13 protein-coding genes are annotated in these 15,452 nt (G+C 41.6%); 11 read left to right on the top strand and 2 right to left on the bottom strand.

From position 1 onward, the window contains the following. The first annotated feature begins 18 nt into the window (after positions 1 to 18). Both atpD and atpC read left to right on the top strand, forming a co-directional pair. Positions 19 to 1,410: a F0F1 ATP synthase subunit beta gene (atpD, locus tag H8S17_RS06510; protein ID WP_186866674.1), complete on the top strand. Its 1,392-nt coding sequence runs from the start codon at positions 19 to 21 to the stop codon at positions 1,408 to 1,410. Between the two features lie 11 nt (positions 1,411 to 1,421). Continuing rightward, a complete protein-coding gene (gene atpC / locus H8S17_RS06505; protein WP_178051366.1) occupies positions 1,422 to 1,835 on the top strand; it encodes an ATP synthase F1 subunit epsilon in 414 nt (137 codons plus the stop codon). Between the two features lie 89 nt (positions 1,836 to 1,924). Here the strand turns inward: atpC and H8S17_RS06500 are convergent, their stop codons facing one another. Further along, on the bottom strand, positions 1,925 to 3,190 hold the full coding sequence (locus tag H8S17_RS06500; RefSeq protein ID WP_186866673.1) for a methyl-accepting chemotaxis protein: 1,266 nt from the start codon (positions 3,188 to 3,190) through the stop codon (positions 1,925 to 1,927). Between the two features lie 218 nt (positions 3,191 to 3,408). On the opposite strand from H8S17_RS06500, the gene nadA reads away from it, so the two are divergent. The 8 genes from nadA to H8S17_RS06460 all read left to right on the top strand — a co-directional run bounded on the left by nadA (position 3,409) and on the right by H8S17_RS06460 (position 12,774). After that, positions 3,409 to 4,320: a quinolinate synthase NadA gene (gene nadA / locus H8S17_RS06495; RefSeq protein ID WP_186866672.1), complete on the top strand. Its 912-nt coding sequence runs from the start codon at positions 3,409 to 3,411 to the stop codon at positions 4,318 to 4,320. 57 nt (positions 4,321 to 4,377) lie between these two features. After that, positions 4,378 to 5,679, top strand: coding sequence for an L-aspartate oxidase (locus H8S17_RS06490; RefSeq protein WP_186866671.1), 1,302 nt, complete (start codon positions 4,378 to 4,380; stop codon positions 5,677 to 5,679). After that, positions 5,664 to 6,521 carry a carboxylating nicotinate-nucleotide diphosphorylase gene (gene nadC, locus H8S17_RS06485; RefSeq protein WP_186866670.1) on the top strand — a complete coding sequence of 286 codons (858 nt, stop codon included), beginning with the start codon at positions 5,664 to 5,666 and terminating at the stop codon, positions 6,519 to 6,521. The genes H8S17_RS06490 and nadC overlap by 16 nt, the downstream gene beginning before the upstream one ends. A 15-nt stretch (positions 6,522 to 6,536) precedes the next feature. Continuing rightward, entirely contained in the window at positions 6,537 to 7,103 is a 567-nt protein-coding gene (locus H8S17_RS06480; protein WP_178050562.1) for a transcription repressor NadR, read from the top strand. A 101-nt stretch (positions 7,104 to 7,204) separates the two neighbouring features. Then, positions 7,205 to 8,959: an efflux RND transporter periplasmic adaptor subunit gene (locus H8S17_RS06475; RefSeq protein WP_186866669.1), complete on the top strand. Its 1,755-nt coding sequence runs from the start codon at positions 7,205 to 7,207 to the stop codon at positions 8,957 to 8,959. Next, complete coding sequence (locus H8S17_RS06470) at positions 8,940 to 10,445, top strand: efflux RND transporter periplasmic adaptor subunit (RefSeq protein WP_186866668.1); 1,506 nt, start codon at positions 8,940 to 8,942, stop codon at positions 10,443 to 10,445. Before H8S17_RS06475 ends, H8S17_RS06470 begins: the two co-directional genes overlap by 20 nt. Next, on the top strand, positions 10,442 to 12,088 hold the full coding sequence (locus H8S17_RS06465; RefSeq protein ID WP_186866667.1) for an ABC transporter permease: 1,647 nt from the start codon (positions 10,442 to 10,444) through the stop codon (positions 12,086 to 12,088). Before H8S17_RS06470 ends, H8S17_RS06465 begins: the two co-directional genes overlap by 4 nt. An 11-nt stretch (positions 12,089 to 12,099) precedes the next feature. Beyond that, complete coding sequence (locus tag H8S17_RS06460; protein ID WP_186866666.1) at positions 12,100 to 12,774, top strand: ABC transporter ATP-binding protein; 675 nt, start codon at positions 12,100 to 12,102, stop codon at positions 12,772 to 12,774. Between the two features lie 10 nt (positions 12,775 to 12,784). Here the strand turns inward: H8S17_RS06460 and H8S17_RS06455 are convergent, their stop codons facing one another. Further along, on the bottom strand, positions 12,785 to 14,080 hold the full coding sequence (locus tag H8S17_RS06455; protein ID WP_186866665.1) for a DUF3298 and DUF4163 domain-containing protein: 1,296 nt from the start codon (positions 14,078 to 14,080) through the stop codon (positions 12,785 to 12,787). Between the two features lie 584 nt (positions 14,081 to 14,664). Between H8S17_RS06455 and H8S17_RS06450 the strand changes: the two genes are divergently transcribed. Further along, positions 14,665 to 15,216: a prolyl-tRNA synthetase associated domain-containing protein gene (locus H8S17_RS06450; protein WP_186866664.1), complete on the top strand. Its 552-nt coding sequence runs from the start codon at positions 14,665 to 14,667 to the stop codon at positions 15,214 to 15,216. Positions 15,217 to 15,452: the final 236 nt, after the last annotated feature.

The raw sequence follows: 15,452 nt of genomic DNA, 5'->3' as shown, positions 1-15,452 counted from the left end.
AAGGAGTGATAGAAGAAGATGGCAGATAAGAATATAGGTAAAATCACTCAGATCATCGGTGCCGTTTTGGATATAAAATTTACAGAAGGCAACCTGCCAGAGATCAATGACGCTATCCGTATCACCAGAAAAAATGGTGAAAAGTTAGTCGTAGAAGTATCTCAGCATCTGGGAGATGATACGGTCAGATGTATCGCCATGGGTCCTACAGACGGTCTTGTCCGCGGAATGGATGCGGAGGCTACCGGAGCTGCGATCAGTGTTCCGGTAGGTGAGAATACGTTAGGACGTATGTTTAATGTTTTAGGAGAACCGATCGATGAGATTGATGCTCCCAAAGGCGTAGAATACTGGCCAATCCATAGAAAAGCCCCTTCCTTCGAGGAACAGGCTACTTCTCAGGAAATGTTAGAAACCGGTATTAAAGTCGTTGATCTGCTCTGCCCATACCAGAAAGGTGGTAAGATCGGACTTTTCGGTGGTGCAGGTGTAGGTAAGACCGTACTGATTCAGGAATTGATCCATAATATTGCAACAGAACATGGTGGATATTCCGTATTTACCGGTGTAGGTGAACGTACCCGTGAAGGAAATGACCTTTACTATGAAATGAAAGAATCAGGCGTTATCGATAAGACAACTATGGTATTCGGACAGATGAACGAGCCACCCGGAGCTAGAATGCGTGTAGGTCTGACAGGACTTACAATGGCAGAATATTTCCGTGATAAAGGTGGTAAGGACGTATTATTATTCATTGATAATATCTTCCGTTTTACACAGGCAGGTTCTGAAGTATCCGCACTGTTAGGACGTATGCCGTCCGCAGTAGGTTATCAGCCGACATTACAGACAGAGATGGGTGCACTTCAGGAACGTATCACATCTACGAAAAACGGTTCCATTACATCCGTACAGGCAGTTTATGTACCGGCAGATGACCTTACAGATCCGGCTCCGGCAACAACATTTGCCCATCTGGATGCAACCACTGTATTAGACCGTTCCATCGTAGAATTAGGTATTTATCCGGCAGTTGATCCATTAGGATCTACTTCACGTATCCTTGATCCACGTATCGTTGGTCAGGAACATTTTGAAGTTGCCCGTGGTGTACAGGAAATTTTACAGAAATATAAAGAATTACAGGATATCATTGCAATCCTTGGTATGGACGAATTATCCGAGGATGATAAGCTTGTCGTAAGCCGTGCAAGAAAGGTACAGAGATTCTTATCCCAGCCGTTCTTCGTTGCAGGTCAGTTTACCGGATTAGAGGGTAAATATGTACCGGTAGCAGAAACTGTACGTGGATTCCGTGAGATCTTAGAAGGCAAGTTAGATGATGTACCGGAAAGCTATTTCTTAAATGCAGGAACCATTGATGAAGTACGTGCCCGTATGAAGTAAGGGGTGATGGTATGGCAGATAAGGAAAAAATGTTTCAGGTAAAGATTATTACACCAGACCGTATCTTTTATACCGGAGAAGTGGAAATGATCGAGTTTATGACTTCGTCAGGACAGATCGGTGTGTATAAAAACCATATTCCACTGACTACCGTATTAGCGCCGGGAGCAGTAATGCTCCATGAAGCCGACGGTGAAAAAGTAGCGGCAGTACATTCCGGTTTTGCGGAGATCCTGCCGGAAGAAGTAACGCTTTTAGCAGAAGTTGCAGAATGGCCGGAGGAGATTGATGAAAGCCGTGCCGAAGCAGCGAAACAAAGAGCTGAGGAACGTTTACAGGCTAAAGCGGCAAATATTGATCTGGTAAGAGCAGAGTATTCTCTGCGTCGTGCATTAACAAGGATCAATGTAAAAGAAATGAAATAGTGAATGGTTCACAAGATATCTGTGAACGCAGCATAAATAAAAGAGCTGCCGCATTGCGGCAGCTCTTTTGCTATACGTTATCAATAATCTTAATCACGAAGTTCAAATTTCGCTAATAATTCATTTAAGGATGTAGCAGAAGCAGATAATTCTTCACTGGTAGCAGAAGTCTGTTCTGCAGCAGCAGAGTTATACTGGATAACATCATTGATATTTTCAACACCCTTACGGATCTCTTTTACTGATTCTGCCTGTTTATCAGATGCAGTACGGATATTAGATACTTCCTGGATGATCATATCCAGTTCATCCATAACGCCTTTCATAGCATCATTTGTTTCACTTGTTACCCTGTTTCCGACAGCAACTTCAGCTAAAGATTCTTCAATCAGTTTCTTGGATTCTACAGCAGAATTGGCACTCTGTTCTGCAAGCTGGCGGATCTGTTCAGCAACGACAGAGAATCCACGTCCTGCTTCTCCGGCACGCGCAGCTTCGATAGAAGCATTTAAAGAAAGCAGATTTGTCTGGGATGCGATATTTTCAATATCAGCAATGATCTTCTCAATGTTCTGGGTTGTGATATTGATCTTCTTCATGGCATCGACAAGTTCATTCATCTTCTTCTGGCTGTTTGTAGCTTCAATACCTACCTGTTTTGCTTTATCGTGGACAATATCAGTAGATTTTGTATTTTCAAGCACCTGATTAGTTACTTCATCAACCGTAGCAACCAGCTCCTGTACAGCAGAAGCCTGATTGGTCGCACCCTCTGCGATACTCTGTGCACCTTCTGCTAACTGACCGCTTCCGGCAGATACCTGCTCAGAAGATTCCTGAATACCATGCATGGTATTACTGATCGTATCGACCATTTCATCTAATTCATCAAGGACATTCCGAAGCTGTCCGACATAGGATTCCGGACAGCTGCTATGTACATCAAAATTACCATCTGAAAAGTGTTCTACAATAGAAAGCAGATCGGAAACAATCTTCTTTAATACACCAGCGGCTGTTTCAAAGCTGTCAGAGAGTTTGCCGAGTTCATCGTCAGCTTCATATGGGACACCGATATCAAAATCACCGGATGCGATCTTCTGGGAAGCTTTGACTAAACTCTGTATTGGATCTACCAGCATATTTGCTAAACACTTGATAACAGAATAGTTAAAGATGATACCGGAAACAGTAATGATAAGGATAATCACTAAATCCACATAATTTGCTGAACGAAGTGTCTGGACAAGAGCAACGGCAGCTAGTAATACATAAGCAACAGTAACTAATTGAAAGACTTTTGTCAGTTTGTCTTTGATCGGGAGATTTCTTAACATTTGTGTGATTCTCTTCATAATTCTACTCACTCCTTTAATTCGTACTATGGTACTATTTATTCTAAATTTACATTATACAATAGTCAAGAAAAAATAGGTAAAATCTGTATAAATTTTTAAACTTTACACTTAAGCATACAGTAGACTATACAACTGTCTTGTCAGATAAAATATAATATGCTATAATGCGTTTTATATTTTGTGTAACAGTTATGCCGCAGGGCAGGGAGGTAAGGATGAACTTAAGCCAAGAGATACTTAAGCAGAAAAAAGAAAAAGATGTTGTGATCTTAGCACATTATTATGTCGATGGAGCAGTACAGGAGATCGCAGATTTTGTCGGTGATTCTTATGCATTAGCAAAGAAAGCAGCCGAAACAGATGCAAAAAATATCCTGTTTGCAGGTGTGCCATTTATGGGAGAAAGTGCAAAGCTTCTTAATCCGGACAAGCATGTATATATGGTAGATACGACAGCAGGCTGTGCAATGGCAGACATGATCGATGCAAAAGAAGTAAAGCGGGTACGGACGCAGTATCCAAAAGCAGCCGTTGTCTGTTATGTCAATTCCAGTGCAGAAGTAAAAGCAGAATCCGATGTCTGTGTGACATCTTCAAATGCAGTACGTGTGACAGAAAAGCTGCCGCAAAAGCAGATCTATTTTATACCGGACAGCCATTTGGCACATTTTGTAGCAGAGTCAATGCCAGAGAAAGAATTTATTTACCATGACGGCTGTTGTCCGGTGCACCAGAAGATCGATGCAGACTCTTTAAAGAAGGCAAAAGAGAAACACAAAGGTGCAAAGGTGCTTTCACATCCGGAGTGTGCAGAGGATATCTTAGCATTGTCAGATTATGTCGGCAGTACCGCAGATATTATCCATTATGCGAGAGAAGATCAGACCAAAGAATATATCATAGCAACAGAAACCGGAGTTTTTTACCAGTTAGAAAAGGAAAATCCGGATAAGAAATTTTATCCGGTGACAGATTGTCAGGTCTGTCCCGATATGAAGAAAGTTACCTTAGAAAAAATCTTACAGATATTAGAGCATTTAGAGGAACAGAAAGAAATCGTATTAGAAGAACATATTATGACACAGGCAAAACTTCCGTTAGAGAAGATGCTTGCGTTAGCCGAGTGACCATGATAATACAGAAGCATACCAAAATGATAACAACAGTCAATGGGAGGTAAGATCATGAAAACAGATATACTGATCGCAGGAAGCGGCTGTGCCGGATTGTACTGTGCACTGCATCTTCCAAAAGATAAAGAAATACTGATCATAACAAAAGACATTATCGAACACAGCGATTCCTTTTTAGCGCAGGGTGGCATGTGTATGTTAAAGGATGAATCCGATTATGAGAGTTATTATGAAGATACGATGCACGCAGGACATTATGAGAATAATCCGGAGTCTGTCGAGATCATGATCCATTCTTCACCGGATACGGTCAAAGACTTGCTTGGTTATGGAGTCGATTTTCACAGGGAGGAGGATGGCAGTCTTAGTTTTACAAGAGAGGGCGGACACTCTGCAAAAAGGATCCTGTTCCATGAAGATATCACAGGAAAAGAGATCACTTCAAAATTATTAGAAGAAGCGAGAAAACGCCCGAATATCAAGATCATAGAGCACACGACATTATTAGACATTTTATGCAAAGAAAATGTCTGTTACGGAGCAGTCATCCGGACAGCAGAAGGAGAGATCACAACAGTGACGGCTTCTTATACGGTACTTGCCTGTGGCGGTATCGGCGGTTTGTACCGTCATTCCACAAACTACAGACAGCTGACCGGAGATGGCGTGGCAGTTGCGATCGAGCATGGCATTGAATTAGAACATGTAAATTATGTGCAGATCCATCCGACGACTTTATATTCAGAAAAAAAAGAGGAGCGGAGTTTTCTGATCTCAGAATCCGTCCGTGGAGAAGGTGCGGTATTATATAATGCAAAAAAAGAGCGTTTTGTCAATGAACTGCTGCCAAGAGATGTTTTAACGGAAAAGATCCATGAGCAGATGGAAAAAGACCATATGCCATACGTCTGGCTGTCAATGGAGCATATTCCGCGGGAAGAAATTGAACAGCATTTTCCGAATATAGTGGAACATTGCAGAGAAAAGGGATATGATGTATTTACGGAATGTATTCCGGTCGTACCGGCACAGCATTATTTCATGGGAGGCATTAAGGTAAATATGCAGAGCAAAACTTCCATGGATCAGCTGTATGCGATCGGGGAAACTGCCTGCAATGGTGTACATGGCAGAAACCGTTTAGCAAGCAATTCCCTGTTAGAGAGTCTGGTATTTGCAAAACGTGCAGCCTTAGACATGGCAGAACATTTTCCAGAAGTAAAAGAAATGGATGAACCTGCAGAACAGGCAGATCTATCCAGATATCAGAATGCAGAAGCATTAGCAGAAACATACAAAAATGACGTATTAAATGAGATTGAGAGGTTGAATAAATTATGTACGATCCAATAACAATGAAATTAAATGTTGATCCTTATATTTTAAGCGCATTAAAAGAGGACATCACGAGTGAAGATGTGACAACAAACTGTGTCATGCCGGAGGCAAAAGCAGGGGAAGTAGATCTGATCTGTAAAGAAGATGGCATCATCTGTGGCTTAGATGTGTTTGCAAGAGTCTTTGAACTGTTAGATGAAAAAACAAAAATCGAATTTTATGTAAAAGATGGTGATGCAGTCAAAGCAAAACAGAAACTTGCGGCCGTTACCGGTGATATCCGCGTACTTTTATCAGGAGAGAGGACCGCACTGAATTATTTACAGCGTATGAGTGGTATCGCCACCTATACAAATTCTGTTGCTTCATTATTAAAAGGAACAGATATCAAACTGTTAGATACGAGAAAAACAAGTCCGAATAACCGTATTTTTGAAAAATACGCAGTACGCATAGGCGGCGGACATAATCACCGTTATAATCTGACAGATGGTGTTTTGTTAAAAGATAACCATATCGGTGCAGCAGGCGGTGTGAAAGAAGCCGTTGCAATGGCAAAAGAGTACGCACCATTTGTAAGAAAGATCGAAGTAGAAGTAGAAAATCTTGACATGGTAAAAGAAGCTGTTGAAGCAGGCGCAGATATCATTATGTTAGATAATATGTCACCGGAGATCATGAAAGAAGCTGTGGATATCATTGATAAAAGAGCAGAAATCGAAATTTCCGGTAACGTGACCAAAGAAAATATTGAACGGATCAAAGGACTTGGTGTTGATTATGTTTCCAGTGGGGCACTGACACATTCCGCACCGATCTTAGATCTTTCCCTTAAGAATCTACATCCAATTTCCTAAGAAAGAAGGCAGTGTATGAGTGGAGAAGCAAGAAGGGAGAAAATGGTTGATATTCTGCGGAATGCCAAAAAGCCGGTTTCCGGAAAGGCATTAGCAGAAAAATTAGAAGTCAGCCGACAGGTCATTGTGCAGGATATTGCACTTCTTCGGGCACAAAAACAGGAGATCATCAGTACCTGCCGGGGTTATCTTATGAAAAAAGATGCACCCTGCCGGCGGATCTTCAAAGTACATCATACAGATGAACAGATGGAAGAAGAATTAAATCTCTATGTCGATTTTGGCGCACGGGTAGAAGATGAATTTGTGTACCATAAAGTTTATGATGTGATTCGTGTAGAAATGGGACTGCACTCTAGGCGTGACGTAAAAGAGTATATTGAGAAATTAAAAAGCGGCATTTCCAAATCCCTAAAAGATGTGACAAGCGGTTATCATTATCATACCGTCACCGCAGAATCAGAAGAAGTATTAGACCAGATACAGGAAGAACTTCAGAAAAGAGGATTTTTAGCAGAACTAAGAGATTATGAGCCGATAGATTTCTGGAAAGAAGATAGTGAAAAGGAAGAATCGAAATGATTCTTCTTTTTTTTTTCAAAACTTCATCACCTGACCATCACATAAGACTCTTATTCTGACTGATAGATTGAAGATTGATAGTTACGGAAAGGATGTAGGCAATGAAAAAAGGAAAGAAACTTTATGCGGTCATTGCAGCTTATGTGTGCGGGACTGTGATCGCAGGAAGTGTGGGCTGGTATTTTATCAATGTATCTGCGAAGGAAACGGAAAAATCCTATCGGGAAGTGACATTAGAACATGGTGATCTGCTACTCACATTTACCAGAGAAGGTACAACCGCAGAAGGAAATATAGAACAGAGCGTGGCATTTGACACTGCAGAAACAGATATTACTGTAGAAGAATGTTATGTGCAAAGCGGTGATGAGGTAAAAATGGGTGATGCTCTTTATAAGATCAGTGAGGAAAGCTTAGAAGAAGCGAAGACATATTATGAAGAAGCGGTTGCAGATGCGGCAAAAGCGGCAGATACTGCAAAATCAGCTTATGAAGCAGGCAAGGCAAAAGCAGAATATACGAAGTCCGAAACCGAAACAACCGCAGGTCTTGCAAAAGAAAATTATGATGCAGATAACAGCAGTTTAGAACAGAAGGTCACGCAGGCAGAAGCAGAATTAAATGAAGCGAAATCGGCGATCAGCATGTACCAGACAAATCTCGACCAGAATACGTATTATACAGATGCCGGTGTTACGGAAAAGCAGGAAAGCTATCAGGCAGCACAAAAGGTCACTAAGCAGGCACAAACGGTATATACAGACGCAAAATCAGCCTATGAACAGGCATATGCAGCAGTTTCCGGTAAAATACAAGACTTGCAGACAGCTGTTTCATCTTCTGCGGAAAGCAATACCACTACACAGATGGTGACAGAATTATCTGCTTTAAATCAGACATTAGCAGAAAAGAAATCTGCAGTCACAGAAGCAGAGAGCAACTATCAGTCTGCAGTAGAAGCCGAAGAAAAAGCAAAAGAAGCCTACAATAGTGCAAATACGTCCTATGAAAAAGCGGTCAGCGATGCAACCGCCAGAAAAGAATCTTTAGAAAAATCCTTATCTTCTTTAGAACAGGCATATACAGACGCAGTCAATGCAGCAGCAACAGGTAAGATCGATAACCAGAATACCTATGATACAGCTGTCTTAGAGGGTGAATATGCCAATGTGACTTACAAAGATACCGTTTCAACATTAAAAACGGCGTATGATGAGGCAGCAGATACATTAGCCGGCTTAAAAGAAGAACAGAGTGCATTATTAGCTTTAGATACGGGTACGATCACGGCAGAGTATGACGGAACGATCGCATCTGTGTCCTATGATGCAGGAGATATTTTAAACAGTGATCTATCTCTTGTCAGCTATTCAGATACCGATAAATTATCTGTTGCAGTAGAAGTTTTACAGGAAGATATTGCAAAAATAGCAGTCGGGGATACAGTGAGTATCCGTACAATGAGTGGCAGAGCGGACAATAATAATATAGAAGGAATGATCACTTCCATTGCGGCAGAGGCAACATCAGGTGGCAGTATGTCGAATGTAACGTATACCGTAACCGTAACATTTGATAACAGTGGCGGAAAACTTACAGCGAATACATCAGCATATGTCACATTTACCTATGGAGAATTATCCGATGTGGATTATATCCAGACAGATGCACTTGACAATATCAACGACGATTTTGCGACGGTAAAAACATATGATGAAAATCAGGCAGTCGTAGAAACAAAAGTGACGATCGCAGAATCCACAGACCGGTATACCGTTATCACAGATGGAATTACAGCAGACACCGTATGTCTGATAGAAGCAGGAGGAAAACCAGATGAAAAAGCAGAGCAGTAAACGGAAAAAGAGAATACTTATGATCCTTGTGATCGCAGCGATCATAGGACTTGCAGTCTTTTTCCTGCTCAATCGGACAAAAGATGAAAGTCAGGAAGTGATGTATAAAGAAACTACTGTAAAAAAAGGAACCTTAACATCGGGTGTGACGGAAAGTGGTTCTGTTGATATTGGAACGATCACACAGGATATCGAAGCCTTAGAAGATATTGAAAGTACATCTTCATCTTCAGGCAGTTCGGACAATTCAGGGAGTGCAGGCAGCAGTTCTAAAGGCGAGATGGGCGGAAGTTCGGCAAATGGTTCGGGCAACTCGGGAAGTTCTTCCGATACAGGACTTGAAGTAGAGGAGATCTATGTTGCAACCGGAACGGAAGTGAAAGTCGGAGATCCGATCTTAAAACTGACAACAGATAGTGTGAGCGAGTACAAAGAAACTTTAGAAGATGCGAAAAGCAGTGCAGAACTTGCTTTAAAAAAAGCGCAGTTAGAAGCAAAATCCGAAAAATTAAGTGCACAGTACAGCTACAACTCAAATGTTGCAACCGGAAGTGTGGCACAGTCAGAATATGATACGACGATCGCACAGTTGCAGGCATCAGTCGATGAAGCACAGGCAAATGTAGATGCTTCAGCAGCAAAGATCGCAGAGTATCAGAAGAAAATACAGAAAGGGGAGAAATGCAGTGCTGCATTAGCAGAGGAACAGGCAAATTATAATTCTCTGCTCACAAAATTACAGTCTGCACAAAATTCCCAAACCACAAAAAGTATAGAAGCAAAAGAAAAATATGAAGAAACAATGCTTAAATATAATAATGCGGACAGCTTATATCAGATCGACACGTATGATCTGAATACAGAAGTCGAAGAAGCACAGGATGATCTCGATGATGCTAGTGAAGCCCTGACGAATTTCGAGTCACTGATCGGAGATGGGATCATCTATGCACAGCATGACGGCGTGATCTATTCTGTCGGTTATGAAGCAGGAGATACTTTATCTTCAGCGACAGATGTGGCTGTGTATAAAGATGCCTCCGAGGTGACAATGACAGTATCTGTATCGCAGGAAGATATTTCCGCAGTCAATGTAGGAGATACCGTTGAGATCGCCCTGACTGCATATGAAGATAAGATTTATGAAGGTCAGGTAAAAGCAGTCGATACCTCTGCCTCAAGCGGTACAGCAACCGTATCTTATGATGTGACCGTTGTATTTACCAAAGATACCGAAGATGTGTATCAGGATATGACAGGCAATGTGACCTTTATTGCGGCACAGGCAAAAGATGTCTGCTATGTTTCGAAAAAAGCAGTTACCACAGAAAATCGTAATACCTATGTGAAAGTAAAACAGGAAGATGGCAGCATAGAGCAGGTGCAGGTGACGACAGGCATTTCCGATGGTGTAAATATAGAAATTTCAGATGGTGTAGAAGAAGGTGAAACCGTTCTGATCGAAAGTCAGGTGAAAGCAGAATGAGAATCAGTGAATTATTAAGACTTGTCTGGCAGAATATCACACAGAACAAATTCAAAACAGTCATGACTTCAATCGGGATTATCGTAGGTGCGGCAACGATCGTGATGGTCATTGCAATCGGAAAAGGTGGTCAGATGGATGTGGCAGACCAGTTTAAGAACTTAAATGCAGGTGCGATCGATATTTCCTGTCAGGTGGAAACCCAGCAGGGATTCGGAGGATTTTCCGGTGGCAGAGGCGGCCCGGATGGAGGCGGCGGTATGCCTTCTGGTGGTTCTTCCGGTAAGAGTGGCAGTTCCTCCGGCAGTAAAGGCAGTAGTTCTTCGGGCAGCAGTAAGAGCGGCGGTGGAGATTTCTCTGGTGGAGGCGGTATGCCGCCAACACAGGACAGTACAGGTGGCAATGCAGATGGAGGCAGTTCCGGAGGTGGAAATTCAGGTAACGGAAATGCAGACGGAGGCAGTTCCGGAGGTGGAAATTCAGGTAACGGTAATGTAAACGGAGAAAATTCGGGCAGTCAGCCGGATGCAGATGGCAATTCAGGCATGGGAACACCCCCACAGGGAATGAAAATGCCAAGTCAAGATGCATCAAGTGGTGAAAATTTTACGCCACCGGATGACGGTATGGACTTTCCGGGAGCGTCGATGGATGACTCAGCAGATTTAGAACAGGTCACACTGACACAGGAAGATGCAGAGTATCTTTTGGAGAACATGAACGATATATCGGATGCAACGATCTCTTATACCACAAGAGCTGGTGTAGACGGTGGAGATTTAGAGGAAGAAACCATCTATAGTATTGCAGGTGTACAGGCAAATTATGCGAGTCTGAGTAATCTGACTTTATCCGTTGGCGAGTTTATCAGTGAAGAAGATAACGGGAACAAAGAAAAAAGCTGCATTTTAGGAGCTGGCGTAGCGGAAGAAATATTCGGAAGTGCGATAGAGGCATATGGAAGTATATTATATATTGACCAGAGGATCTATGTCGTAGATGGTGTGTTAGAAGAAATGGGTTCTGTGTCTTCCGGCATCAGTCCGGATGATACGATTTTTATTCCATATGAAACAGGAATCAAATATCTCGTCGGCGAGAATGTCAGTCCTACCTTAACGATCATTGCAGAAGATGTAGAACAGATCGATACAGTCATCGCAGAGGCAACGGAAGTATTAGCAGAAAGCTATCCAAATTCCGAATTTACATTTTCCGATGCGGGCAGCAAGATGGAGGCGGCATCTGCATCGAATCAGATATTGACGATGCTTTTAGTAGCAATGGCGGTCATCGTATTTGTCGTTGGCGGAATCGGAATTATGAATGTCTTGTTTGTATCTGTAAAAGAACGGACAAATGAGATCGGAATCTTAAAAGCAATCGGCTGTTCAAGAAAAAATATCCTGTTAGAGTTTCTGTTAGAAGCTTCTGCAATCAGTTTTCTAGGCGGGGTACTCGGTATTGTGGCAAGCCTTTTGATCACACCCATTGTACAGCAGTTTGATGTCAGGGTAGAATTATCAGCAACAGCATTTTTAGCTGCACTAGGATTTGCAGTCATTACAGGAACCATATTCGGATTTTATCCGGCATTTAAAGCGTCAAAATTAGTACCGGTAGAAGCCTTAAACGCAGAGTAACGGAGGAGATCATGGGAATTATAGAACTTGAGCATATCAACAAATATTATCAGATGGGTGAGAATCAGCTTCATGTCTTAAAAGACGTTTCCCTGACTGTAGAACAAGGTGATTATCTTGCCATTTTAGGACCCTCTGGATCAGGAAAAAGTACGCTGATGAATGTGATCGGCTGCATGGACCATGCTGACAGTGGAGAATATGTTTTAGATGGAGAGATCATCCATAAGGCAAAGGAAAGTGAACTGACAAAGATACGGAATGAAAAGATCGGATTCATTTTTCAGAAATATCATCTGATCCCTACTTATAATGTATTGCAGAATATCGTCATGCCGCTTTTAATGCGTGGAATGAAATTAAAAGATGCCAAAAATGAAAGCCTTGAGATCATTGAAATGCTAGGACTGAAAAAACGGATGAAGCACCGCCCGAGTGAGCTTTCCGGTGGTCAGCAGCAGAGGGTGGCGATCGCAAGGGCACTTGTGGGACAGCCTGCGATCTTATTAGCAGACGAACCCACAGGAGCCTTGGATAAAAACAGCGGTACAGAAGTGCTCAAGCTGTTTCAGAGGTTAAATGATATGGGCAATACGATCGTGATGATCACACATGATCTTGAAGTGGCAACTCATGCAAAGCGGATCGCAAAGATCGTAGATGGAGAGTTGACGTTAGATGCGTAAAAGTTAGAATTTACTGCACCGGCTCCCCATTTCTGTCGCATAGGATCAGATTGCCATTTGAATTATAACGGACCTGCATATCTTCATTAAAGATACCAGCAACATTGCCCTGATAAATGAGCTCGCCGGAAGTATCGTAACGGAAGAAGTGTGTGCAGGTTCCTTTTGGGTTGTCATAATTTTCATTCGAGATTGCGATTTCCACATAAGAATCTTCCGAATCCACATCTATCAGATAATAAGCACCTGTCCATGGATAGGTCAGATGTAAGTCATCTAACTGCCTGGAAAAATCCGTTCCATTGATCGTCAAAACTGCCGATGCAGAAGAATAATCCATATTATCCCCCACATTTAACGAATAACAGATCTCATCAGCACTTCCGTTACCATTGACATCATGTGATACAGAGATTCCCGGAAACAGTTTACAGATATACGGTCCCTTATAAGCATAGGCAGATTTTAAACCTGTCAGCTGGTCATAAGGGATATTAAATTCAAAAGTGCCTGCAGCATAGGAACCTAATACATAAGGGTTGCTGATAAAGGAGAGACCACTCCGGTCAAAATACCATGAAGCAGAATCTTTTAACAGAGAGCTTTCTATATCTGATGCAAAATCAGAAAATACAAAATTTTCATATGCCGGTAAAACTGCCTGATCATTTAAGTTTTTTACAAGCATCTGATAAAAAGATGTATAATCATCACTCAACGTTTCTAAATATAACCGTTCTCCGGTATTTACATCAAAAGTGATCCCATAACTCCAGAAGTTGCCATGTGCTGCACCATAGGAATAATCATATTGTTTGAATACGATCGAGAGTATCGCATCATCACAGCGTTTTGTCTCATAGGAAAACTCAGCCGAATATGGTTCAAATTCAGTATCAGCATTATCAAGCGTCATCTGGTATTCGCTGTCGGCATAGCCGGAATTTTCTTCTTCAAAGGTCCAGAAAGTATCGACTTCTGATTTGATCGCATCGTTGATCTTTTTTTCAATATCAGCATGATCTGCAATCGAAATCTCCGGATAGGAAGCAGAGCCATTTAATACCTGCACAGAAGGATCGGTCTTAGAATAATAGGTAGTATCTTCCGTAAGTTCTGTGATCGAAATACCATAAGGTGTCTGTTCTGTGGCATTTTCCGTATCGGTCGTCTGTGTATCGGAAACAGTGGTATCGACCTGCTCCGTATCCTGTGATGGTATGGAATCCGTATTAGAAACCGGCTTTGCACAGCCGGCAAAGAGAATACTTATCATAAGTATATTAGCCAAAATTTTCTTTTTCATAATGAAAGCTCCTTTCGGAATCTATTTGATATGCTGTATCATACCGCAGAATATGCACAGATACAATTAAGAATTTCTTAAATCATAAAAATCACGAGTTACTGCTCACGGAGTGAACAGTAACAGCAAGTGTTCAGGTCATGTGTACACACTTACACGATCATTGACTTTCCACAGCATCAGGCAGTATAATTTCAGCAAATCATTAAAATTGCTTTATAAGAAGATTCGAGTGTCAAAAGGTGGCTTTAAGTTTTTAGATTGGCAGATTGTACAAAGCCGAGTCTATTTTGTTCCGTTGTACGAAAATAAGAAAATCTAAGTCTGCCTGAATTAGGTTGTGACAAAGTGACGTGTACGTCTTAAATGCTCCGTCCGTGGGGCATTAAGACTTTTGCTGCCGTCCATGGCAGCAAAACACTATACATGAACAGGCAGACTAAGATTTACTAATTTTCTCCCAAAGTCACAAAAATAGCCTCGGCTTTGTGCAATCTGCCAGCTGCTAAGTTGTGAGCCGCCTTTTGACATTCGAATCTTAAGAAGAATGAAAAGAAAAAGATATCCACAGGAGGCACACAAAAATGGAATTACAACTCGTAACTGGAAGACCGGAAAACTGCAATGGCCGTTTGGAGAAAGAAATCCGGGTCTATGACCTGTTAGATGAATTGGGAATTACATATGAAAGGATAGACCATGAAGCAGCAGAAACCATGGAAGCATGTGAAGCAATCGATGCAATGCTTGCACCGGCGGTGATCTGTAAGAATCTGTTTCTTTGCAATACCCAGAAAACAAAGTTTTATCTGCTGATGATACGTGGAGATAAAAAATTCAAGACAAAAGAGATCTCACATCAGATCAACAGTCCAAGACTGTCCTTTGCTCCGCAAGAGTATATGGAAGAATATTTAGATATCACGCCCGGTTCTGTCAGCGTGATGGGATTGATGAATGATACAAAACATCATGTCAGGCTCTTAGTCGATGAAGATGTGTTTCATTCTGAATATGTCGGATGCCACCCATGTATCAATACATCGAGCCTTAGGATCAAGAGTAAAGATGTATTTGAAAAATTCATTGAAAAAACAGGTCATGACTTTACACTTGTGAAACTAAGTGCAGAGTAACTTAGGTATCTGATGGCAGCTTGTGTGAAGTCAGATCTTAAGCAAGGTCACAAAATATATCCATGCCTTTTGGGCATGGCAGAGAGAAAAATAAAAGCATTAGACATGAGTTATAATTGGGACAAGTTAGAAAAAACCCAGTAAAATCAAGGGGTTAGCACTAATTTAGTCCTTATTTTTATACCAATTTAGCGGTAAGGATAAGGCAGCGCTGTTATATCAAAACCGAAAATCCG

Origin of the sequence: Roseburia zhanii, from assembly GCF_014287635.1 — a bacterium.
In the GTDB taxonomy this organism is placed as follows: domain Bacteria; phylum Bacillota; class Clostridia; order Lachnospirales; family Lachnospiraceae; genus Roseburia_B; species Roseburia_B zhanii.
Note: the sequence above shows the minus strand (reverse complement) of the source record. Positions and strands in the feature narration are given on the sequence as shown.

Coding starts and splice junctions, on each gene's coding strand:
- nadA (WP_186866672.1), top strand. CDS start 3,409: ATGAACTTAAGCCAAGAGATACTTAAGCAGAAAAAAGAAAAAGATGTT.
- nadC (WP_186866670.1), top strand. CDS start 5,664: ATGTACGATCCAATAACAATGAAATTAAATGTTGATCCTTATATTTTA.
- H8S17_RS06450 (WP_186866664.1), top strand. CDS start 14,665: ATGGAATTACAACTCGTAACTGGAAGACCGGAAAACTGCAATGGCCGT.
- atpD (WP_186866674.1), top strand. CDS start 19: ATGGCAGATAAGAATATAGGTAAAATCACTCAGATCATCGGTGCCGTT.
- H8S17_RS06480 (WP_178050562.1), top strand. CDS start 6,537: ATGAGTGGAGAAGCAAGAAGGGAGAAAATGGTTGATATTCTGCGGAAT.
- H8S17_RS06455 (WP_186866665.1), bottom strand. CDS start 14,080: ATGAAAAAGAAAATTTTGGCTAATATACTTATGATAAGTATTCTCTTT.
- H8S17_RS06490 (WP_186866671.1), top strand. CDS start 4,378: ATGAAAACAGATATACTGATCGCAGGAAGCGGCTGTGCCGGATTGTAC.
- H8S17_RS06460 (WP_186866666.1), top strand. CDS start 12,100: ATGGGAATTATAGAACTTGAGCATATCAACAAATATTATCAGATGGGT.
- H8S17_RS06500 (WP_186866673.1), bottom strand. CDS start 3,190: ATGAAGAGAATCACACAAATGTTAAGAAATCTCCCGATCAAAGACAAA.
- atpC (WP_178051366.1), top strand. CDS start 1,422: ATGGCAGATAAGGAAAAAATGTTTCAGGTAAAGATTATTACACCAGAC.
- H8S17_RS06475 (WP_186866669.1), top strand. CDS start 7,205: ATGAAAAAAGGAAAGAAACTTTATGCGGTCATTGCAGCTTATGTGTGC.
- H8S17_RS06465 (WP_186866667.1), top strand. CDS start 10,442: ATGAGAATCAGTGAATTATTAAGACTTGTCTGGCAGAATATCACACAG.
- H8S17_RS06470 (WP_186866668.1), top strand. CDS start 8,940: ATGAAAAAGCAGAGCAGTAAACGGAAAAAGAGAATACTTATGATCCTT.